Annotated in this window: 19 protein-coding genes; 16 read left to right on the forward strand and 3 right to left on the reverse strand. The window is 32.0% G+C overall.

Annotated elements, in window-relative coordinates; translation table 11 throughout:
• Window positions 1-85 precede the first annotated feature (85 nt).
• From EDC18_RS01960 to EDC18_RS02005, 10 genes are all read left to right on the forward strand, one after another.
• Window positions 86-2,152 (forward strand): cell division protein FtsA, encoded by a 2,067-nt coding sequence (locus tag EDC18_RS01960; RefSeq protein ID WP_165878427.1) that lies wholly within the window; start codon window positions 86-88, stop codon window positions 2,150-2,152.
• A gap of 6 nt (window positions 2,153-2,158) precedes the next feature.
• A complete protein-coding gene (locus EDC18_RS01965) occupies window positions 2,159-3,835 on the forward strand; it encodes a sensor domain-containing diguanylate cyclase (RefSeq protein WP_132249725.1) in 1,677 nt (558 codons plus the stop codon).
• A gap of 146 nt (window positions 3,836-3,981) precedes the next feature.
• Window positions 3,982-4,776, forward strand: coding sequence for an MBL fold metallo-hydrolase (locus EDC18_RS01970; RefSeq protein WP_132249996.1), 795 nt, complete (start codon window positions 3,982-3,984; stop codon window positions 4,774-4,776).
• A 348-nt stretch (window positions 4,777-5,124) separates the two neighbouring features.
• Window positions 5,125-5,397, forward strand: coding sequence for an ACT domain-containing protein (locus EDC18_RS01975; RefSeq protein WP_132249727.1), 273 nt, complete (start codon window positions 5,125-5,127; stop codon window positions 5,395-5,397).
• A gap of 14 nt (window positions 5,398-5,411) precedes the next feature.
• The gene (locus EDC18_RS01980) at window positions 5,412-6,770 is read left to right on the forward strand and encodes a PFL family protein (RefSeq protein WP_132249729.1); all 1,359 of its coding nucleotides are present in this window, start codon (window positions 5,412-5,414) and stop codon (window positions 6,768-6,770) included.
• A 296-nt stretch (window positions 6,771-7,066) separates the two neighbouring features.
• On the forward strand, window positions 7,067-8,536 hold the full coding sequence (locus EDC18_RS01985) for an aminoacyl-histidine dipeptidase (RefSeq protein ID WP_132249731.1): 1,470 nt from the start codon (window positions 7,067-7,069) through the stop codon (window positions 8,534-8,536).
• Between the two features lie 35 nt (window positions 8,537-8,571).
• The gene (locus EDC18_RS01990) at window positions 8,572-10,125 is read left to right on the forward strand and encodes a MutS-related protein (RefSeq protein WP_132249733.1); all 1,554 of its coding nucleotides are present in this window, start codon (window positions 8,572-8,574) and stop codon (window positions 10,123-10,125) included.
• Between the two features lie 44 nt (window positions 10,126-10,169).
• Window positions 10,170-11,135, forward strand: coding sequence for a ribose-phosphate diphosphokinase (locus EDC18_RS01995; RefSeq protein ID WP_243115035.1), 966 nt, complete (start codon window positions 10,170-10,172; stop codon window positions 11,133-11,135).
• A gap of 156 nt (window positions 11,136-11,291) precedes the next feature.
• Complete coding sequence (locus EDC18_RS02000; protein WP_165878428.1) at window positions 11,292-12,530, forward strand: DUF3179 domain-containing protein; 1,239 nt, start codon at window positions 11,292-11,294, stop codon at window positions 12,528-12,530.
• A gap of 187 nt (window positions 12,531-12,717) precedes the next feature.
• Entirely contained in the window at window positions 12,718-13,728 is a 1,011-nt protein-coding gene (locus EDC18_RS02005) for a TRAP transporter substrate-binding protein (protein ID WP_132249737.1), read from the forward strand.
• Between the two features lie 60 nt (window positions 13,729-13,788).
• On the opposite strand, the gene EDC18_RS02010 is transcribed toward EDC18_RS02005, so the two are convergent.
• Window positions 13,789-14,391, reverse strand: coding sequence for a class I SAM-dependent methyltransferase (locus tag EDC18_RS02010; protein WP_132249739.1), 603 nt, complete (start codon window positions 14,389-14,391; stop codon window positions 13,789-13,791).
• A 171-nt stretch (window positions 14,392-14,562) separates the two neighbouring features.
• Here EDC18_RS02010 and EDC18_RS02015 point away from each other — a divergent pair, with 171 nt between their 5' ends.
• From EDC18_RS02015 to EDC18_RS02040, 6 genes are all read left to right on the forward strand, one after another.
• Window positions 14,563-14,895 (forward strand): hypothetical protein, encoded by a 333-nt coding sequence (locus EDC18_RS02015; RefSeq protein ID WP_132249741.1) that lies wholly within the window; start codon window positions 14,563-14,565, stop codon window positions 14,893-14,895.
• A 278-nt stretch (window positions 14,896-15,173) separates the two neighbouring features.
• Complete coding sequence (gene helD, locus EDC18_RS02020; RefSeq protein ID WP_132249743.1) at window positions 15,174-17,447, forward strand: RNA polymerase recycling motor HelD; 2,274 nt, start codon at window positions 15,174-15,176, stop codon at window positions 17,445-17,447.
• Between the two features lie 39 nt (window positions 17,448-17,486).
• Window positions 17,487-17,747 (forward strand): hypothetical protein, encoded by a 261-nt coding sequence (locus tag EDC18_RS02025; protein WP_132249745.1) that lies wholly within the window; start codon window positions 17,487-17,489, stop codon window positions 17,745-17,747.
• 290 nt (window positions 17,748-18,037) lie between these two features.
• Entirely contained in the window at window positions 18,038-18,832 is a 795-nt protein-coding gene (locus tag EDC18_RS14710; RefSeq protein WP_132249747.1) for a hypothetical protein, read from the forward strand.
• A gap of 645 nt (window positions 18,833-19,477) precedes the next feature.
• A complete protein-coding gene (gene ltrA, locus EDC18_RS02035) occupies window positions 19,478-20,629 on the forward strand; it encodes a group II intron reverse transcriptase/maturase (RefSeq protein ID WP_243115036.1) in 1,152 nt (383 codons plus the stop codon).
• A 332-nt stretch (window positions 20,630-20,961) separates the two neighbouring features.
• Complete coding sequence (locus EDC18_RS02040; RefSeq protein ID WP_132249749.1) at window positions 20,962-21,801, forward strand: hypothetical protein; 840 nt, start codon at window positions 20,962-20,964, stop codon at window positions 21,799-21,801.
• A gap of 295 nt (window positions 21,802-22,096) precedes the next feature.
• On the opposite strand, the gene EDC18_RS02045 is transcribed toward EDC18_RS02040, so the two are convergent.
• Window positions 22,097-23,236 (reverse strand): IS91 family transposase, encoded by a 1,140-nt coding sequence (locus tag EDC18_RS02045; protein ID WP_132249751.1) that lies wholly within the window; start codon window positions 23,234-23,236, stop codon window positions 22,097-22,099.
• Window positions 23,229-24,077: a tyrosine-type recombinase/integrase gene (locus EDC18_RS02050; RefSeq protein ID WP_132249753.1), complete on the reverse strand. Its 849-nt coding sequence runs from the start codon at window positions 24,075-24,077 to the stop codon at window positions 23,229-23,231. The genes EDC18_RS02045 and EDC18_RS02050 overlap by 8 nt, the downstream gene beginning before the upstream one ends.
• Window positions 24,078-24,189: the final 112 nt, after the last annotated feature.

Consider the following 24,189-nt stretch of genomic DNA (forward strand, 5'->3'; position numbering starts at 1 on the left):
AATTACATTTTCAAAATAATACTAGAAATTTCCCTTGTAAATTGGTATGATTATATTTATAAATATTGTATCTGGAGGTGTCTTAATGACTGACCAGTTTAATGATAACACACCTTTGGTTTTTGGACTTGATATTGGAACTAGAAGTGTTGTTGGTATAGTTGGCTATAAAGAAAAAGAAAAGTTTCATATTGTTGGTCATCATATGATAGAACATGATACAAGAGCTATGATTGATGGTCAAATTCATGATATAAATAAAGTAGCCGAAACAGTGAACTTAGTTAAAGAGGCCTTAGAAAAGCAGATTAATAGGCCTTTAACAAGTGTATGTATTGCGGCTGCTGGACGCGTCTTAAAAACAGGGAATGTTAAAGTGGAGTCTGAATTTGAAGTGGAGACCCCTCTCAATAAAGAACATATATTTTCTTTAGAACTACAAGGGGTAGAACAAGCACACAGACAAGTGATATCAACAGATGACAATGATATCACTTACCATTGTGTTGGGTATTCTATTGTTAAGTATTATTTAAATGACTTTATTATGACAAGTCTAGATGGCCATAAAGGGAAAAAAATAGGAGCAGAAGTTTTGGCTACTTTTTTACCTCAAGAAGTCATTGATAGTTTGTATTCAGTGATTGAAAAAGTAGGCTTAAAAGTTAGCAGCCTTACATTAGAACCCATTGCGGCTATTAATGTGGCAATACCTGAAAATTATAGATTGCTTAATTTAGCTTTAGTAGATGTAGGTGCAGGAACTTCTGATATTGCCATTACAAAAGATGGCAGTATTATTGCTTATGGTATGATTCCCTATGCAGGGGATGAGATTACAGAACAAATTGTACATCATTATCTTGTTGATTTTGAAACGGCTGAGAAAATCAAATTAAAGTTAGATAAAAGTAAAGTGATTTCATTTAAGGACATTATGGGGACGTCACATAAGTATGAGCCTAGTGAGATTATAAAAACAATTATGCCTGCCATTGAAAATATGGCTGAGAATATTTCAAGTAAAATTTATGAACTTAATGGTAATAAACCAACTAATGCTGTTTTTTGTGTTGGTGGTGGTGGTCAAATAAGTTCTTTTACAGACCTTCTTTCACAAAAGCTTAATCTAACGAAAGAAAGGGTTGCGTTAAGGGGTTCAGAAGTTCTACAATTTGTAAACATATTAAAAAAAGGTGTTAAGAAAGACCCTTCAATAGTGACTCCTGTAGGAATAGCATTAAGTGCTTATTATCAAAACAGCAATTTCATTCATGTATTTGTGAACGATACGCTTGTAAAGATTTATAATAATAATAAGTTAACAGTAATTGATGTTGCTGTTTTAACTGGATTTAATTATAAAGATTTATTTCCTAAAAGAGGAGAAAGCTTAACATTTACCCTTAATGGCGAGGAACAAGTTATTAAAGGTATGCTTGGTGAGTCTGCAAAAATAGTTTTAAATAATGAAGAAGTAAGTATTAATACACCTATTGTACATAATGATCAAATACAATTAATAGAGGCAACTAGTGGAGAACCCCCTACTGTTAAAGTAGAAGAATTAAAAGCCTTTAAAGGGGATCTGCATTTTATAATAAACAATCAAAACATTAGCTGCCCTCCTATTATTAAGGCCAATGGAGAACATATAACAAAAGAATATATCATTAATAATAATGATCGAATTGAGATTAAAAATAACTATACCGTTGGAGACTTATTAGAATTTATGGATTTAACTATTGAAATTGATAGAATCATCCTTAATGGAGAAAAAGTTAATGAAGACTCAATCATTGAGAATAATGATTATGTCAATTGGAAAGAAAAAAAACCTTCAATGGAAATAGAAGAATTATTAAATAACAAAGAAATTGCCTTTCAAGAGGCAGTTGTAACTGTAGATGAAATTGGAAGCAGTGAAATGTCAGATAGAATTCTTTCATCCATAATAGTAAAAGTAAACAACGAAGAGATAAAGCTTTTAAACAAATCAGAATACATCTTCGTTGATATATTTGACTACATTGATTTTGATTTAAGAAAACCAAAAGGAAAATTGATTACAAAGCTAAATAATAATGATGTTACCTATACACAAGCTTTAAAATCCGGAGATAAAATAGAAATATATTGGGAAGGATAGTGTTTCATGGATAGGCTCCTTAGATATGAAAAAACCTTTATTAATATTCATAATAATATTGCCATAGCTGTACTTATATATATTCTAATATTTACGATTTCAGGACGAGCTGATGAATTGTTATGGATTTATGTAATTCTTGCAGTAGTAAGTCATGGGATAAACTATTTTATATTTAAATTTGATTTTTTTAATAAAATACAACTATTTTATTCTATAAAGTATGTACAGATACTTTTATCTGCTTTTTTTGCTTTTGAACAAGTGAATTATACAGAAGCAATAGGATCCATTTTTTATCTTTTACTATTTATTGAAGTTATTATTGCAACGGGCAGACACTCCAAACTATCCCAATATATACTTTCTGCTGTTTTTATTTTTCCAATAATTATATCTTATATTTTCGCGGCCTATACCTTTAATTATCCTGAAAATATTGGTATTGACATTGTTTTTTTTATGTCTTCATTTATAATTGTAATAATGGGGCTTGGCCATATTATTTCAGAATATGCCATTGAATTAAATGATCAAATTGATATCCAAAGAAATCTTGTTTTTAAAACAAAGCAATCTAACGAAGAGTTAATTACTACACAAAAAAAATTCCAAGAAGCCCATGAAAAACTAACTGTACAAAATACTGACTTAGAACAAGCCTATAAAAAACTTAATCGTGCTAGTTCTGAGATGTATATTCAAAATGAACTTTTGAAATATATTAGTTCATCTTTAGAAATTGATGAGCTAATGGATATGGTGACAGACTCTATTATTGGAGCCATAGGTGTAGATACTTGTTCCATTATTATTTATGACGACAATAGAGATGTATACCAATTTAAGATAAAAAGTACCTATAGCAAAGATTACACTAAAAGTTTAGAACAATTTATTAATGAAGGAAAATTTGATAAGTACTTTAAGAGTACAAAAGCATTTACGGATAACAATGTGGAACAAGAAAATTATTCTTTTTTAGACGATAGAACTGTGGGTTCTCTAATGATAATGCCCTTAATTAGGAATAATTTAACTTATGGATTGTTAATTGCTGAACAAAAAACCAATAATACTTTTGTAGATAATATACAATTCTTTGAAGGGATTGCAACACAAATTATTATAGCCATCAGCAATGCAAACCTTTATACAAAAATGGAAGAAATGGCAACTCATGATGGATTAACAGGGGTATATAATAGAACTTATTTACAAACCCGTTTTAGTGAAATCGTTAGGGAAGCCATTATGAATAAATCTTGTATTTCTGTTGCATTATTTGATATAGATAAGTTCAAAAGAATAAATGACACCTATGGTCATTTGTTTGGTGATGAAGTTATAAAAATGGCAGCAAGAGTTACTGAGAAAATCGTTTCTATTAATAAAGGTTTAGTTGGTCGTTTTGGTGGAGAAGAATTTGTTATGATTTTTCCAAATAAATCCGTTAATGAAACATTAGAAGTTGTTAAGGAAGTACAAGAGGCTATTAATAGTGAAGTATTATATCATAATGGAGAGAAAGTTATTGTGAATGTGAGTACTGGAATAACCAATTATCCAGATATTTGTAAAAATCCAAGTGAATTGCTTAATAGAGCCGATCTTGCTATGTATTATTCAAAAGAGAACGGTAGGGGTATTATTACCGTGGATAATGATACTTTAAGCAAATAGTATAGCCCACTTACACTTTCTTGTAATAAAGTGCTTATTGTGTTATAATTATCTTTATGCTTTTGAAGAACATGTTAGAGTAGGTGCGTTAATATCCTAGTTTTTAGGATATTCTTTTTAATAAATTTGAGGTGTAAATAATGTCGATGTATTTATGTAGTATTGCAAGTGGTAGTAGTGGCAATTGTATTTATGTAGGTTCTGATAATGCCAATATAATTATTGATGCTGGAATAAGTGGAAAAAAGATTGAAACAGGATTGAATTCAATAGGACTAAAAACCTCAGAAATTGATGGGATTTTTATAACCCATGAACATTCAGATCATGTTAAAGGCATTGGTGTTTTAGCTAGAAGATATGGCATTCCAATTTATGCCACAAAAAATACATCGGATGCTATATTAAATGCTAGTGCCTTAGGAAAAATACCTGAAGGTTTAGTACATATTATTGAAAGCAATGTTGATTTAAAAATAAAGGACTTAACCATTCATCCATATAATACGCCTCATGATGCGGCTGATCCTGTATGTTATACCATTAAGAATCATAATAAAAAGATTGGTATTGCAACAGATTTAGGGAATTATAATGATTATATCATAGAAAAGTTAAGGGATTCTAATATGTTGTTTATTGAGGCCAATCATGATGTTAAAATGCTTCAAGTTGGTTCTTATCCTTATTTTCTTAAGCAAAGGATTTTAGGAGAGCATGGTCATTTGTCTAATGAAATGTCGGGACAATTGATTTCTAAGCTTGTTAATGATAACCTTGAGCAAATTGTGTTAGGGCATTTAAGCAATGAGAATAATTTTGAAGAATTGGCTTTTCAGAGCGTCCAATTGGAGATTAATAGTCATAGTGATTATATTGCTAGTGATTTGAATATGTTTGTTGCTAGTCGTAGTGAGAGTTCTAGGCGTATTGCAATTTAGGCTTGTTGTTGATTTATTTAGGTCGTGGGTGCTTTCGTATGTGGTTTACTATGTAAAACAGTTCCGTTAAATATTATGAGAAAAACTAAGCGCTCTGAGATGTAATTTCCTAAGCCTTAAGAACTCCCTTCGGTCAGACACTTAAGGCTTTTAACGGAATCTTCATCTCAGATTGCTAAGGTTTTCTTCATAATATTTAAAAGTCACTTTATTTTCATAGCAAATCACATACTGGAACCATGCATTAAATATGAGCTACCTCGGGATATTATAAATTAGAGATTCAAAACAAATTAAATAAATAATTAAAATTATATAAATATAACTATTACTTTAGGAGGATTTACCATGGAAAGATGTATTATTACTGTAGTTGGAAAAGACAAGGTTGGTATTATTGCTAATGTTTGTACTTATTTAGCGGATAATCAAATTAATATTTTAGATATTTCTCAAACGATTGTTCAGGATTTCTTTAATATGATGATGATTGTTGATGTTGTTAAGGTTGATAAACCATTTGAGACCGTTGTTTCTGAGCTTAAGAAACTTGGTGAAGATATTGGTGTTAATGTTAGATTACAACATGAAGATATTTTTAATAGAATGCATAGAATCTAGAGAGGGTTGGCGTAATGATTAATTTTTTTGAAGTTAATGAAACAAATAAAATGATCGATCAAGAGAATCTTGATGTTAGAACGATTACTCTTGGTATTAATCTTTTAGATTGCTCTGATAGTAATCTTGAAGAGTTAAAGAAAAAGATTTATAACAAAATTACGACGACAGCTAGAGATTTGGTTAAAGTCGGTAAAGAGATTGAGACTCAATATGGTATTCCTATTGTGAATAAGAGAATTTCTATTACACCTATTTCTTTAGTGGCTCATTTTGACAATGAAGAAGCCTATGTTTCTATTGCTGAGACTTTAGATAAGGCTGCTAAAGAAGTTGGCGTTAATTTTATTGGTGGTTTTTCTGCTCTTGTTTCTAAAGGTATGACTAGGAGCGATAGAATGCTTATGAATTCTATTCCTAAAGCATTGGCTAAAACAGAAAGAGTCTGTTCTTCTGTTAATGTAGGTTCAACTAAAACAGGTATCAATATGGATGCAGTTAAAATGATTGGGAGAATTATAAAAGAAACAGCTGTACTAACACAAGATAAAGATTCTATTGGTTGTGCTAAGTTTGTTGTTTTCTGTAATGCACCTGATGACAATCCATTTATGGCTGGCGCATTCCATGGTGTTACGGAATATGATGCAGTTATTAATGTTGGTGTTAGTGGTCCAGGAGTAGTTAAGAAAGCTCTTGAATCTGCTAGAGGTGCTGATTTTGGTGAGTTATGTGAGACTATTAAGAAAACAGCTTTTAAAATTACAAGAGTAGGACAATTGGTTGCAATGGAAGCTTCTAAGAAATTAGGCATTCCATTTGGTATTATTGACCTTTCTTTAGCGCCTACACCTGCTATTGGTGACAGTATTGCTGATATTTTAGAAGAAATTGGTGTAGAGTATGCAGGTGCGCCTGGTACAACGGCAGCTTTAGCTTTACTTAATGATCAAGTTAAAAAAGGTGGGGCAATGGCTTCTTCTTATGTTGGTGGATTAAGTGGTGCCTTTATTCCAGTTAGTGAAGACCAAGGTATGATTAAGGCAGCTACTATTGGTGCTTTAACCATTGAAAAATTAGAAGCAATGTCATGTGTATGTTCTGTTGGATTAGACATGGTTGCAATTCCTGGTGATACTAAAGAAACAACAATTTCTGGTATTATTGCAGATGAAATGGCCATTGGTATGATCAATCAAAAAACAACGGCTGTAAGAATTATACCGGTTATAGGTAAAAAAGTAGGGGATTCTGCAGAATTTGGTGGTTTACTTGGGTATGCACCAATTATGCCAGTGAACCCATACAGTTGTGATAGATTTATTGCAAGAGGTGGAAGAATTCCAGCACCAATTCACAGTTATAAAAATTAATTTTAATTGTTGGAAAAGTATTTTCTAGCATAAATTTAATAGGGATATGAAGAAGATACAAAAGTTCTTATATACTAGGAAAGCGTTACTTTCCCAGTATATAAAACTTATGATTAGAAGGGCTGACTTTTCTCGCAACAAAGAAAAAAGCTTGATGCCATGAACAAATTGACTTCACCAGGATTATTACTCTTGGGTTAAATATAATGAAGTCAATTTGTTCTACGTGCATATAACATATCTTCCTTTCATATCCTAATTTTATATAACTATAAACTTTAATTAGAGGTGAGGAAATGGTCCTTAGTAATCTAGAACCAAAATCCGTTTTTTATTACTTTGAAAAGCTAACACAAATCCCAAGGGAATCAGGAAATGAAAAAGAAGTTAGTGATTATTGCGTGAATTTTGCCAAAGAAAGAAATTTATCTGTCTATCAAGATGAATACTTTAATGTCATTATAAGAAAACCTGGAACGAAAGGGTATGAAAATCTTCCAACGGTTATTATACAAGGTCATTTAGATATGGTATGTGAAAAAAACATGGATACAGAGTTTGACTTTGATACAGAGCCCTTACAGCTAATTATAAAAGATGACTTGTTAATGGCTAATGGGACGACTTTAGGTGCAGACAATGGTGTTGCTGTGGCTTACGGTTTGGCGTTACTAGATTGTAATGATATCCCTCATCCACCTTTAGAAGTATTGCTTACTACAGATGAAGAAGTAGGTATGAAAGGTGCTCTAAAACTAGACTGTAAACAGTTAAAAGGGAAGTATTTTATCAACTTAGATACGGAAGAAGAAGGGGAACTACTTGTAAGTTGTGCAGGTGGTTTAAAAGCATCTATAAATTTACAAAAAGAAGTTATAGACAATAAAGATGAGGCAGCCTTTAAGATTCTTATTAAAGGATTAAAAGGTGGACACTCAGGAATGGAAATAGATAAACATAGAGCCAATTCTAATAAGCTCATGGGTCGTTTGTTAAATGAATTGAATGATGTGATAGAGTATGCTATAGCCGATATAGGTGGTGGTCTAAAGGACAACGCTATTCCAAGGGAAGCATTTGCCACAATAACTTTAGCTGAAAGTACGATACCAGCCCTTGAAAAAGTTGTTAAGAATATGGAAGCTGTTTTTAGAAATGAGTTTAAAACCAGTGACCCTGATATTGAGATTGTACTAGATAAAGTTGAGAATCCACATAAAGTATTCTCATATAACCTTAAGAAAAATTTACTCTTCTTAATGCTAACATTACCAGATGGGATTCAAACAATGAGTGCTGATATTAAAGACCTTGTTGTGAGTTCTTTAAACTTTGGGGTTTTAGTTAATGAAGAAGATAAAGTAAAGCTTATTTTTGCCATTAGAAGCTCTGTAAAATCTAAAATATATGATATTAGAAATCAAATCAAAGCTTTTGCTGATTTTATAGGAGCAGAGTTTATTCAAACTGCAGAATATCCTGAATGGGAATACAATAAAGAGTCCAAGTTAAGAGATCTTTTTATTAGAACTTATGAAGAGATGTATGGTAAAAAGCCACTGATTAAAGCAATTCATGCTGGATTAGAATGTGGTGTATTTGCTGAGCAAATAGAAGGTTTAGATTTAATATCTTTAGGCCCAGATATTTTTGATGTGCACACCCCTAAAGAAAATTTTAGTATTAGTTCTGTTAAAAGAACTTGGGAATATTTACTGGAAGCGTTAAAAAATTTCAAAGACATTGAAACTTTTGATGGTCAATAAATGATTAATAAAAATAATTAAACAGGTGATAAATTTTGAAGTCAAAAAAAACCAATGATGAAATAGGTCAATTAAAGAAAAAATACAATTACAAACTCCTAGAATCTTTTTATAAACACTCTTTAGAGAATGAAATGTATCCAACCCTAGATGATAGTACTTGGCATGATTTAAATATGAATGAAGTATTTTCAAAGTTAGACTGGACCATTACAACACCTGGAGAACAAGTTTTATATAAGACCCTTAGAAGTCCAGCAATGGATAAAGGGCCTATATTAGAGAAAGGTAACGTAATCAACAAACTGAACAACAAAGAAATTAGTGAACCCATTAGAGGGGAATTAGCTAGAATAGGTAGAATCAAATATGATGTAGATACAATCCAGGTGCTTAATAAAATCAAACCCAACAAACCTTTAAAGAATATCTGTAGATTGTTGGCATTTTTAAATGTGGCCAATCTTATTGCTTTGATTGTATTTTTACTACCAATGTTTATTATTAATGCCATTATTTTATTTGTATTAAGTCTTGTAATGCATTATAAAATTGAGGATGTTATCCATAGAGAATTACAATTTGTTGATTATATAACCAAACTCATTGGGAGAAGTAATAATATTGGAGATATGCTTCCAGAAGGTGTAGCAGATTATAAAAATAAACTTAAGGCCACTCATAACAAATGTAAACCTATTCTAAGAAAAGCTTCTGTATTATTTAAGATTCAAGGGTTGAATGTTATAGCTGATTATATCAATATCTTTTTATTCGTTAAAGAAAGGAACTTCTTTAACATTGTAACAGGATTTGAAAAAAACAGAGAAGACATTTTTGAACTCTATACACTCCTTGGAGAAATTGATGTAAATATTGCTATCAATTATTATAGAGACAGTTTAGAATATTACACCGAGCCTAATTTTACAGATAATAAAAAAACATTAAATGTAGAAGGGTTGGTACATCCTTTATTAGATGACCCCATTTCTAATACCCTAGAAATTAATAATTTTGATGTTGTAATTACAGGTTCTAATATGAGTGGAAAATCAACTTTTCTTAGAACTATTGGTGTTAATGCATTATTAGCTCAAACAATAAATACAGTACTGGCAAAGACATATACCGCTAGTATTTTTAATATCATTACTTCTATAAGCTTAAATGATGATGTCCTTCAAGGAAAAAGTTATTATTTAAGTGAAGCAGAAGCAGTTAAAAGGATCATCTTATCAAGTAAGGAAGATATTACCTGCTTATCCCTTATTGATGAGATATTTAAAGGAACAAACCCGGTAGAAAGAATTAATGCAGCTGCAGAAATACTTAATTATCTTAATAAAAGCAATACCCTAACATTTGTTGCTACCCATGACTTGCAATTAATACCTATGTTAGAAGGCTATAAGAGTTATTACTTTAAAGAAGAAGTTTCTGAAGAAGAAGGCATGATTTTTGATTATAAAATTAAAGAAGGTATTTCTTCTACAAAAAATGCTATAAAAATTCTAGAATTCTTAAATTATCCGAAGGAATTAACCGATAAGATTAATGAAAGAATAAAAAAATCAGAACATAAGTAAAACAGTAAATTATAGCTAATGTAATTATGATGGAGGTCATTCACATGGAGATAAAAATTTTTGCAGGAAGCACAGGAAAAGAATTTGCTGAAAGAATGTGTAAGTATTTAGGCACTGACTTAGGTAAATCAAAAGTCCTTACCTTTACAGAAGGCAACACATATGTTAAAGCTGAAGAGACCGTTAGAGACAAAGATGTTTACTTAGTTCAGTCCATTGGATTACACCCAAACAATGAGTTTACGGAGATTCTTTTCTGGATGGATGCCTTTAAAAGAGCAAGTGCTCATTCTGTTACCGTTGTGATGCCCTATTTCTCATATGCCAAAGGAGACAAAAAAGACGAACCTCGTGTTTCTATAAGAGGACGGGTTTGTGCTGATTGCATTGAATTGGCTGGAGCAGATAGAGTTGTAACAATGGATTTACATAGTCCTCAAATTCAAGGATTCTTTAAAATACCTGTAGACCATTTATTTGCATTACCTATTTTATGTGAGTATGTTAAAACTTTGAATATTGAAGATCTAATAGTTGTATCTCCAGACTCAGGGTTTGCTAAAGAGGCTAGAAGCTATGCTAGATACCTTAACGCCCCTGTTGCTATAGGGGATAAAGAAAGAGTGGATCATAGCGAAAACGCTAATGTTATCGACATTGTTGGTGATGTACAAGGAAAAAATGCCCTTATTGTAGATGATTTTAGTATTTCTGGGGGCACACTTATAGATGTGGCCCGTGCCTTAAAAGAAAAAGGCGCTAAAAAGATATATGCAGCATTATCCCATATTGTCTTAAATGAAAAAGGTGTCAAAAAAATTGAAGACAGTCCAATTGAATTACTAATTAGTACAGATTCAGTAAATAACCCGTTTGTTAAAGACTCAGATAAAATAAAAATTGTATCTGTAGCCCCTTTATTTGCTGAAACCATAGCTAGAATTGACAGAAAAGAATCGGTTAGTCCGTTATTTAATGAAGTACCAAGCAAGGTATTTAATAATATATAAAAACTATTTACAAAAAGTTCTTACTAAGAAAAGATTCACCTATTGAAAAAAATAGGTGCATCTTTTTTTATTGTATATTTATTAGTACCTTTCTCATAAAAAGAACATAATATAAATCAATCTAATATGTAGATGATTTGCTTTTATGGAGGGTATATGACAACAACAAACAGCAACTATAAAAATGAATTATGGGCTAAGAGTCTATATTATTATAACTTGTTTGATGACATCAAAGAATTTGATAGGGATAAGGCCTTTGATTATTATCAAGCATCAAATTACTATTTAACCCTATACCATGAAGAAAATGAAAATTCCCCTGAAATATATACTCAAGAAAGTGAATTTCCAGAGGAGATTATAAGAATATCTCATATAATGGATTTAGATACCAACTGGAGCAAACATATTGTTCCTTATAGTGAATTAACAAAGCTTCAACCAAAAGATAGAATTGTAACAGAAAAAGATTTAGTAGAAAGACCAGTAAAAGATGAAATAAGAGGAATGAAAGATGACGAACCTGTTATCGTTGCTAATGTTAATGGAATAACCAAAGCATATCCCATAAAAGAACTACTCTGGAATCCAGTAATTAATGACTTTTTGGGGGATATACCTATCGTTATAACCTATTGTCCATTATGTAATATTGCTTTTGTATTTAATAGAGAAGTACAGGAAGAAATCCTTACCTTTGGGTTCTCAGGTATGCTCTATAACTCTTGTGTTGTTTTTTATGATTTCAAAACTGAAAGTTTATGGGATTCATTAACAGGAATCTGTCTTGCAGGTGATTATGCTGGTAACCAATTAAGTTATATTCCGAAAAATACAGTATCCTATTCAAGCTATAAAAGAGATTTTCCAGATGGTACAGTTGTCGCTAACGTACGTGGCATATTAAGACCAATTACAAAAAATCCTTATATTGCTTACGACCTTATTAAAAAACCATTGTTTTTTTACAAACAAATTGACCCACGCCTACCTGCAATGGAAAGAGTCGTTGGTATATGGAATGATGATAGATCTATTTGTTATTCTTACTCAGATGTCCTTAGAAGAAAAGTTATAGAAAATGAATTTGAAGGAGAGGATTTTATTATCTTTCATAAGTTTGGTATGATCTCACCTTTAAGTGATCCTATTGCAGACGGAAGAGATATTGGGTCAACTTCAGTATTTAGCCCTTATGTGGATGGTATAAAACTCAACTTTTATGTAGTGGACAATAGATTGTTTGATGTAGAAACAAATTCAGAATGGAGTAGCTTAGGAGTAGCAATAGATGGATTCTATAAAGGTACACAACTAAGATGGATTCGTCATGCCGATACCTATTGGTTTGTATGGGCAGCATATTTTCCAGAAGTAACCATAAGAAGATAAATAATAAAGCTCCCATTAGGGGAGTTTTTGTTATTATTGGAATTTATTAGTCATATATGACTATTTGGAATATTTGAGTTATTTATTGACATTTTTTGAGTTTATATTTATAATTTCTCTAGGGTTATATTTTTATAATTCAACAGTATACTAATTATTTTCAAACATTTTTGAAGGAGGAGTTTAAATGAACAAAACAATTAAGAAATTTTTAGTTGTAACACTATCTATTGCGCTGGTTTTCAGTTTGACATTGCCAGTGTATGCTAAAAACAACAAAGACAAAGGTAGAAAGGTACCAAAGGTTGTATTAAAAGTAGCTACACCATTTAGAGAAGGGCATATTCTTGCTGATACAGCAGAAAAATTCAAAGAGCTTGTAGAACAAAGTAGCAAGGGTAAAATCGCAGTCATAATCGAAGCAGGTCTTGATACAGAAGAAAATGTAAATTTAAGATGTGCCTCAGGTGATGTGGATATCCAATTAACAGGTGGCGAACCTCTTGAAGTTTTCTCACCAGAATACTTTTTCTTTAACGCACCATATGTTATAAAAGACTATGACCATTTCCTAAGAGTGTGGAATGGACCTTTAGGGGACGAATCAAAAGCTTTAATATCAGAAAATGGAAATATGAAAAGTTTAGGAACAGTTTTCCGCGGATACAGACAAATGACATCTAACAAACCAATTAGTGGGCCTAGTGATATAGCAAATATAAAACTAAGGTTACCTGGTGTACATACTTGGATAAGCGTATGGAGTCAAATTGGAGCTAATCCAGTTGCTGTTCCATTAACAGGTCTTTACCAAGCATTAGCAGATGGGACAGCAGAAGCTTCAGAAGGTGATTTGACACAGATTATGTCATTTAACTTAGCAGAAGTACAATCTCATCTAACAATAACAAATCACTTATGTGCCGTTGGATATATTACAATAAATAACGATACTTATAACAGTCTGAAAAAACAAGAAAGACGTCTTGTTGAGAGAGCGATGAAAGAAGCTAGTGAATGGGCTACTCAAGTAACAATGGATAGCGACAATGCAAGACTAGAATACTTACAAAATGCAGGAATGACCTTAGGATACCCAGATGCAGATGCCATTAGAGAACTAGCAAAGCCTGCAATAGAAGAATTATTTATTAATGAATGGCCAGTAACAACTTGGGAAGAAGTGCTTGCACAATAAGATTTAGATTAATGAAGGGACTGATCCTATATGGACAGTCCCTTTTAAGTAAATATGCGTTTATTTCTCACAAACAGCAACCATTAAATAATACTTTTTATCTGGATGTGGGATCTCTATAATATCATCTACTTGATTATACATTGTAACGGCTTTAAATGGCTTTAAGACATCTAAAAACTCCTCACAGGTGTATTGATAGACATGGTATTCATTTTTACAAGGAAAATCTTTGCCTTTACCAAATGGGGTAGAAACAATTAATTTGCCACCAGGCTTTAATAGATTGTATAAATTCTTTATAAATAGCGCATCTTCACTGAAATGTTCAATGGTCTCAAAACTAATGATGGTATCAAAAGTACCATAGATATTATGTAAGTCTTCATTAAGGGCATTGTCTACATAATACTTTGTATTAGGAAAGTTATAATGGGTTTTAGCATATTCAATAGACGCTGGGTCCACATCTATGCCAACAAATTCAGTAATTTCATTATTGTCTAGAACATGTTCAGCGCCATAACCAACGCCACAAGCAATATCTAAAACTCTCCCTTTACAAAAATCTTTTGCAAAAATATAACGCTCTATATGTTCTATTAACATCCCATTCTTAGGATTCATAATTTTAGGTATAACTCTTTCACCTGTGTATTCCATTATTTCAACTCCTTTGTAATGTTTCAGTTATAATCAAGAATTTTAGTATACCATAAAATGACAGATAGAACTAGGCACTTATCTATTTGCCTTTAAAGGTGGTACTTTAAAAATTAGGTGAAATACTTTATAATATAAAGGGTAGTAAATACTTAAGAATAGGAGACCATTATGAGTAAAATTAAAATAGATATCTTTGGCATAGAAAGCTATGTCTTAGGAAAAAGTTGTTGTGGCAAAACGTATTGTGACAAAAATACAAGAACCAATAAAGAATCCTATGAGGAATTCTTAGAATTTATAGGCAAAATGGATATACAAGACAAAGTAGACATTAACTTCATAGACATTGTAAAAGAGAACTTAGAAAACTATGAAGAAGTTAAAGAAGAGCTAAAAGAAGGGGCAATAATTCCTTTAGTATATATTAATGGGGTACTAGAATTTCAAGAAGGGATTCCAAGTACAAAGATATATAAAAAGATATTAGATCAATGGGTATAAAATAATAAGAGAGATTCTTTAGGTTAATATGCTTAAAAGAATCTCTCTTATTTTAAATCATCTCTTTTTTACCAAAAATAGTATTAAAAATATAAAAACTAGCCCAACCAATACCAATTCATAGGATAATGAACCCCCACCATTACTCAAGAACATAAACTTACAAAATTAATTTAAAGTATAACTTGAATACCTAGCACTTATTCTATATAATTATCAATAGTGTGTTCTTATAATTCTATAAGAAAAATATATAATATTTCCTAGAGGAGTTTTTTATGTCTAAAAATAAGGAAGAAGCCTATCAGGAAGAAAGAGAACGATTAGAGTATACGATAGATTACTTGATACAAAATATAAATGCAACAGAAGACTACAAAAACAACTTTAAATCCAATATAAAAGAGGCCTATGAAAACTTAGACCCTCAAGACAGTAGTCAAAGTTACATAAACATAATCATCAACTCGAACCTTCTAGAAACGGCTATAAAGAATTATACCAGTTACAAAAAAGCAGTTAAAAAACCTTACTTTGCAAGAATAGATATAAAATCTGAAGCCTCAGATGAATTAGAAAAATTATATATAGGTAAAACATCCCTATTCAAAGAAGACAATAGCCCAGTTATCTTAGATTGGCGTTCACCATTAGCCTCTGTCTACTATGACGGTCGATTAGGAGAAGTAACCTATGATTCTCCAGGTGGCGAAGAAATTGTTGATCTGGTTCTTAAAAGACAATTCACCATAGCAGAAGGTGAATTAGAAAACTTTGTAGATATAGATATCACTGCAAATGATGCTTTCTTACAAGCTGCATTAGAAGAAAATGCAGACGATCGATTAAAAGACATTGCATCAACCATACAGGCAGAACAAAACAAAGTCATAAGAGCAGAACTTAAAAACCCCTTAATTGTACAAGGGGTAGCAGGTAGTGGGAAAACAACCATTGCCCTTCATAGAATAGCCTATTTTATTTACACCTATGAAAACATATTTGACCCTGATAACTTTATGATTATAGCCCCTAATAAACTATTTATTAACTATATATCAGAAGTCCTACCTGAACTTGGCGTAGAAGATGTAAACCAAACTACATTTACTGAGTTGATGGAAGACTTTATAGGGTTTAAATTCAAGGTCAAAAATCCATTTGAAGATATGGAAACATTGATTCAAAACAAAACCAATGAAAATGTTGATCTATTAAAATGGTTACTATCTTTTAAAGGCTCTTTAAAAGTTAAGGATATAATAGATGATTATATATCTACTATAAAAGAAACATTTGTACCAGATGAAGACTTTGCTTTACAAGAAAACATTATTGTAAAAAAAGAGAACATTAAGCGAATGTTTTTAGTAGATTTAGAAGGAATACCTTTATACAAAAGGGTAGAAGAAATAAAGAAAAACCTTAAATACCGATTCGGTTTAGTAAAAAAACAAATCTTAAGAGAAACAGAAAATGAGTTTGACAGAAAAATACAACACATAAGAAATAAAGAATTTGAATCAGAAGAACGAAGATTAAAACTTGTAGAACTCATAAATGCAAGAGATGAGAAACTAGAAACCCTAAGAAAAGATTCTACAAGTTTAGTTAGAAAATACATTACTAAATTCCCTAAAACAAAATTAATGGACTATTATAAGGATTTATTTACTAATAAAGAGACTTTGATGTCCTATGTGGGTAATGACTTGTCAAAAGAGCAAATAGAGTACTTATCAAACTATGTTAAGAGTGCTATAAGCAAAAAAACTTTTGACTTAGAAGATTTATCAACTATAGCCTATATGCGACATAAAATCTTTGGCTTAGATAAAAAGTACTCCATAAAAAATGTAGTCATTGACGAAGCACAAGATTACAGTCCATTACAAATATACGCCTTAAAACAAATATTCAATACAAATATGTTCACCTTACTAGGAGACTTGTCACAAGGCATATACTCTTATAGAGCCATTAACACTTGGGATGAAGTAATGAACAATATATTTGATAACAAAACAGATTATATGACCTTAGTACAAAGTTACAGAACCACAATCGAGATTATGGAATTGGCTAATGACGTCATCAAAAAACTGGACAACCAATTGGACCTAGCAAAACCAGTTATCAGACATGGTAAAAAACCAGAGATTGAAAGTTTTGATAATGAAAATGAAGTCATTGAGGCAATTTACCAGAGCATAGAAGAAATAAAAGACAACTATACTTCCATTGCAGTCATATGTAAATCAGCAGAAGAATGTATGTATCTAAAAAAAGAGCTATCTAAAAAAGGCCTTACAGAATTACAAGTAATAGACGAAAGTCAAGAAAACTACGGGGCAGGCATTATATTAGTGCCATCTTACTTAGCAAAAGGCTTAGAATTCGACGCAGTCATACTAGCAGCCATAAAAGAAAGATTTACAATGAATGCCCTAGACTTAAAACTTCTGTACGTGGCATTAACAAGATCCTTACACAGACTGTTTATATATAGTATACGTGGCAATATAGAAGCATTGAATCAGACAACACCTTAGAAACTAATAAAACTAATAACATAATACTTGGAGGATAATATGCAAAAGGATAGCATTAAACAATCATTAATATTATTAGCAACATACGCAAAGGAAACAGTAGAAAAACCTGAAAGAGCAAAAATCATAGAGAAAAATGTTCAGATCGTAAACAGCTACTTAGATAAAGCAGGGGTAACGAATGTAGAGATACAATCAGATGTTGATAATAGATATGTTCTGAATTATAGAAATATGGGTATGGATGAGAGAATAGAGCTATTGCTTGAAGGAAGTAGTAAGAGAATTTTGAGTAGATAAATGGTTTGGTATAATTGAATAATTAACACAACACAGAACTGATTGAGTGAATTTGACACTTAATCAGTTTTTTTGTGTATTTGTGTCATAAAAAGCTATTAATTTGGAGCGTTCTTGTGGTATAATGCTATTAATGTAATTATGAGTATATTTTTACAAATCATAGTATATAAGTAATATTTGTGAAGTTTGGTTCGTGAATACCGCCCTATAGGGGGTATAGATGAAATTGTGTTCATAGATACAGTAGTTAGCAGACATATATAACTAGGTTAAGAGGAGAGAATCTAATGAATGGTGAATTACTAGATTTGGTTCAGATATCTTCCAATGCAAAGGCAATAATACGTGGAGGAAGTTCAGAGTTTTCACAAGCCCAATATATCGAGAGTGTGAAGTTTTTTATAAAAGGCCAACCGACGTTTATTGAAAAATTGGTTAGGGGGAAGGATCAGAAATTTAGAGAAGTTGCATCTTCAGTTAATGATTGGTATGAGTATCTTGTAAGTTGTGATACTAAAGATGTATTCCTTAGTCTAGGGAAAGTTGAGGAGCAAGATATAAATTTATCAGCTTTTGCAAATGGTGTACCAAAGTGGTGTATGCTAACGATGAAAGATAATGGTTCACTACTGGCTTGGTACCGAAGATGGTATAGAGATGAGTACATTAATAAGTGGCATGTTGAGTTCTATGGTTTGCCATCAAATTTATTGGATTCAGGTATTATTGAATCAGCTGAAGGTCTTAAGGAGGCTTTATATTCGAGACTAACTGATATTATTGAACTGTCGCAGAATATTAGAGAAGAATCTTGGGTTTCTTTTTTCGAGAGAGCAAGAAAGAAACTGGTTGATGATGAACCAGTTGTATCAAACCATATTTCAGGTTCATATCCAGAGTTAAATCATAGATTGATTGAGACAGTTTCATTAGCTTGGTGCTTTGGAGGAATGGGTTCTTGGAATGATAGTCCACCATATTCAGCTCATACTGCTGGACTAGATGAAGAATTTAAGCGTGTGACGGAAGGCCTATATAATATATTCCTTGATGTCATTGAAGCTACGGTTAACGTATATTGAAAGTTTCCGTTATATACATCTGCTAACACCAGCTTCACGCAAGGGTCATTCTGAGAAGCGAATGACCACATCCAGCCCCCTAAGCCCGTCGGGACGTCACCGCATTAGGCGTTCGCAGGCTCACAGCCATAAGCGGAGACTCTAAGGGGCCAGGACGTCGTGAAGCCAAAACGTTAGTGCGCCAAGCGAAGCTTGGCATTTCTGGCAAAGTGAGAGTCTTTGCAAGGTAAGGTCTAGCCAACCACCTTTATCGAGTGTTGTGCCGTTACTGGAGACAGTAAAGGTAAAGCGTACACAGAGAATCCTATAGACCATAAGGGAGACCATAATCCCTGAAGCACATTGAGCCCAGTTAATGTTGCTCTAGAAATAGAGGAAGCGCAGATGACGACGTGTTTAACGTCACGGAAGTCAATACAAAGAAGTCGATAAAGGCAAGACTTTAGAGGGTCTGCCGGGGTCAAAGAACGTGGTATGTAGGAAGAGAAATGTCAGGAACTTGGGAGACCTCAATACTTCCAACAAAGATTGGTAAGCCTACCCAATCGAAAAAGAGGATGGCTGAAGAGTAATGAGGAGTCGGATTTCTTCATAGTACTCAGAGGTCAGGAGAGCTGGCTACAAGGGGAAGGGAGAAACAGGAGTATGAATCATACAAAGGAAACAATGACTAGACAAGTAGGGCTGGGTAAAACATTGCAAACCTCCCTGTATGAAATCGAAAGGAAAGCAACTAAGAATAAAAAACACAAATTCGAGAACTTATATCAATTACTAAACAGACAAAACCTAATAAAAGCCTATAGAGATATAAATAAACAAGCATCAAGTGGAATAGATGGGCAAAGTGCAAAAGAATTCGGTGAAAATTTGATAGAAGAAGTAACAAAAATCGAAGAAGAGTTGAAAACCAATAGATATAGAACAAGCTTAGTAAAAAGAACATATATAGAAAAGCCTGGTGGAGGACAAAGACCATTAGGAATACCAACGGTAAAAGATAAAACCATACAAATTGCAACAAAGAAAATACTAGAAGCCATATATGAACCTGAATTTATAGAAAGTAGTATGGGATATCGAAAAAACCGAGGCGCAAAACAGGCAGTAGAATATCTAGGAAAAGAACTGAACTTCGGAAAATACACCTATATAGTAGAAGCTGATATCAAGGGATTCTTTGATAATGTCAATCATCAATGGTTAAAAAGAATGCTAGAAGAAAAAGTTAGAGACAAAAGAATAATAACATTAATAGAAAAATGGCTTAAAGCTGGCATTATAGAACCAACAGGAGAAATAGAAAAACCACAAAAAGGAACACCACAAGGTGGTGCAATAAGTCCAATACTAGCAAACAGATATTTACACTACGCTTTAGACCTGTGGTTTGAAAAAATAGTTGAACCTAAAAGTGAAGGTGAATGTAAGCTGGCGAGATATGCAGATGACTTTGTTTGCGCCTTTCGATATAAAAGAGATGCTGAAAGATTTATGAAAACTCTAGGGAAAAGGCTAGGAAAATTTGGGTTAACATTAGCAGAAGAAAAAACAAAAATGATTAGGTTTAGTAGATTTGAAAAAGAAAAGAATGATACCTTTGATTTTCTAGGATTTACATTCAGATGGGAAAAGTCAAGAAAAGGAAAAGATATAATCACCCATAAGACTAGTAAAAAAGGATTCAAAAGGACCATACAAAAGTTCAAAGAATGGATAAGGAAAACTAGACATTGTCGTTTGATGAAAATGTTTAAAGAACTAAATACAAAACTACGAGGTTACAATAGGAAATAGCAAGAAAATAACCCAAGTATACAGGATAATAATAGGAACTCTATACAAGTGGTTAAATAGACGTAGTCAAAGAAAAAGTTTTATATGGGAAGCGTTTGGAAAAGTAATAAAAAAGTATAAACTCTTAAAACCCTATATAGCATCAAGATATCAACAAATGACAATAAAGATAAGTTGCTGAAATATGGAAGTAGATTTTACAACTGAGGAGCCCAGTGCGGGAAATCCGCACGCTGGGATCTGTGCGAGGGGCATCGGGTAACCGATGGCTCTATCGTGACTATGAAATTGCCAACTAGTAAATCACAAGAGAATAAAGGAGATTTTTTCTTATGAAAAGAGAATTTAGGAGTAAAACGTTAAAAATATTAATTCCGGTGATTATTTCTGTAATTGCAATAACAGTTTTATTTTTAATGTCAACTTTTTTATGGATAGGTATATCTAATTATAAATTGACAGAATTTTGCTTTGTGTTTCGGTTAATACTCCAAAATATGGGTGGATACAGTACATTATTAGCTGCAATCATTGCAACAATATTTTTTGGAAGCTACACGGCAACGAAAGCAGATGATAAAGATATGGAATTAAAAATTCAAAACATTGGTCACTATACTTTAGCCTTTCAGCGGGAGAATGATGAATACAAAGAAGATTTTAAGGGTGATAAGATAGTGTTAGAAATATACATTGATTCAGATTTTGATATCGATAGTGTAGATAAAATAAGTGAAGAGCTATATGTTCCATTTTTTATCAAATTTTTAACTTCAAAAAACTGCGCAACTAATTTAAAAAATATAATGGCTTTTAGTGATGAATATTTCACAAAAAACCAACAGAAAATAGTATCAAAATATTTTGACTACTGTGAAAAGGTAAAATACCCATCACCTTTATATTGTTCTGCAAAACCAACTAGTGAATTAGAAAACAACTCAAAAGCAGATATAAATAGGTATTTTAATTTAATGATAAAAATATGTAATGAAGAGATTAAAAATATATGGGTTTCTGCTATTACAGATGAAGGAGTCCTTTTGTTTATAAAAGTTAAATTAAAAGTTGATAAAAGGTTAAATAATCAAAAAACAAGTTATTATTGTCAACTTATTCAACAAACTAGTTATTTTAAACATAATAGATGCATAACTGCTTTATTTCGATAAAAATTTTTTTGTTTTTAACTTCCGTTGGCAACTTCACATAACTAATAGAAATATATTGACCATTATAAACAAAAAACCCCATCCAGGGGATGAGGAATAATGGTTGAGATATTTTGTTGTACGAAGCCGCGGCCCTAGTGGAAAGTATGTAAGCAACCATGTCATTATAACAAGCTTTTTTATGACTTTAAGTTGTTTTTGAGCTTAAATTTTAATACTAAACAGTGTTTTGAGCATAGCTTCCCCCTCCCCACTAAAGAGGCTTAAAAAAAAGAACATAAAATTAAAAAATTTCCTAATTAAGATTTACTTCGTGAACATAAGTGTAAAAATTACCGCAGTTTGGACAACATAACTTCTCCTTGCCGATAAGGTTAATAAGCAGTTCAAACTTATGAATAGAAGGAGTAACTGTTAAAACAACGCCACTTTGTTTAGCTATAAACTTACGACAAAGAGCTACTTTTTTAGCTCTAAAACGATTAGTCAAAAAGCCATAATGCCTAATCTTAACAAATCGATGAGGCAACACATGCATAAGAAAACGTCTCATAAACTCATCATAAGTCAAAGACATAAACTTCTTTTTACCACCATCCTTATTATCAAGATAGGAAAAAGTAACCTTAGAATTCTCCGTTGATACAATTCGATAATCAGAAATTGCAACACGATGGGTATAACGCCCAAGATACTTAATTACATGATTAGAACATTTCAAAACAGGTTTAGAAAAAACAATCCAATCCTTTAGATAAAGATCATCAATAAAAGATGCAAAATCATCATGACACTTAAGAAACTGTAAATCATAAGGAAACTTTAAATCTCCATTATTATAAAGTGCTTTAAAACCATCAAGAAACTTACCTTTAAAAACAGTAGATAAAACCTTTACATGAAGAAAAAACTTCTTTTTAAAAGACTTAAAAAAAGATTCATCTTTAGAAAGACCACCACCAGCTAAAACACAATGAAGATGAGGATGAAACATAAGGGTTTGGCTCCAAGTATGTAAAATTAAAGAAAATCCAGGAATAACTCCAAGGTCATTTTTAGAAAGGTCTAAAATTGTTTTAGAAACTGAATCATAAAGAAGATCATAAAGGACCTTTTGATTAAAATAAATAATAGACCTAAGAGTATCAGGTACAGTAAAAACAAGAAGAAAATAATGAGAAGGCAACAAAGATTCCTGTTGCTTATTCACCCATAACTCTTTCTTAAAAGAACCACAAGTAGGACAATGTCTATTAGAACAAGAATTAGAAACAACTTTAGAATGTCCACAATCACAAGAAAGCTTATGAGAACCCATATTAGGGGTACGACAAGAAACAATAGAATTAACCGCTTTAACCTGTTGAATAGAAGTAGAAAAATTAGACATATAATTCATAACATTATATGATAAAATAGACTTAATCTTACTCAAAATCTGACACCTCCCTATCAAGGGGACTGATAACAGAAAGCACCTTAGAAGGTGCAAGATGAAGATAAATAGAAGTAGTCTGAATACTAGTATGACCAAGAAGTTGCATAATGGTATAAATATCAGTACCAGCAATAAGTAAATGAGTAGCAAAAGAATGCCTAAGGGTATGAACCGTAACCGGTTTTAAAATACCAGCTTTTAAAGTAGAGGCTTTGAAAGTTTTCTGCACGGTCCTAGATGTTAAATGCATCGAAGAGTTAGCACCGCTGGGAAAAAGCCAATCGGTGGGACGATAAACTTTGAAATACTCTCGAAGCAATAAAAGGTTCTGATGAGAAAGGATAGCATAACGATCTTTATCACCCTTACCCGAATGAATGTGGAGTTGCATATTATTAGAATCCACATCAGAAACTTTGAGACGAACAGCTTCGCTAACTCTAAGACCTGCAGAATAAGTAGTCATTAAGATGGCCCTATGCTTAAGATTAGTAGTAGCAGAAATAATCTGATCTACTTCAGAGCGAGATAAAACAACAGGAAGCTTCTTAGAGCTCTTAATACGAGGCACATCATTAAGACTAAAAGGCTTTTTGAGAACAAGAGTAAAGAAAAGTTGGGTAGAAGAATAGGCACTATTGATATAAGAAGTAGACAATTTTCTAGAAATTAAAAAATAGAGAAAAGATTTTAAATCCTCAGGAACAAGAGAATCGATAGGTTTGTTTGTAAAATTAAGAAAACGTAAGAGGTACTTAGAATAAGATTCGATAGACCTAGGACTATAACCACGAAGCTCCATTTCTTTAATTAAAGATTGACGATAAATTTCATACATAAAAAAACTCCTTTCAAGTCAGTGAATAAGTAACAAGACCATGATACTTGAAAAAGAGTAAGAAATAAAACTTGCAAATATAAAGCTTCAAAAGCTACCGCGCTAGCGGTTT

It is taken from the genome of Natranaerovirga pectinivora, assembly GCF_004342165.1.
Taxonomy (GTDB): Bacteria; Bacillota; Clostridia; order Lachnospirales; family DSM-24629; genus Natranaerovirga; species Natranaerovirga pectinivora.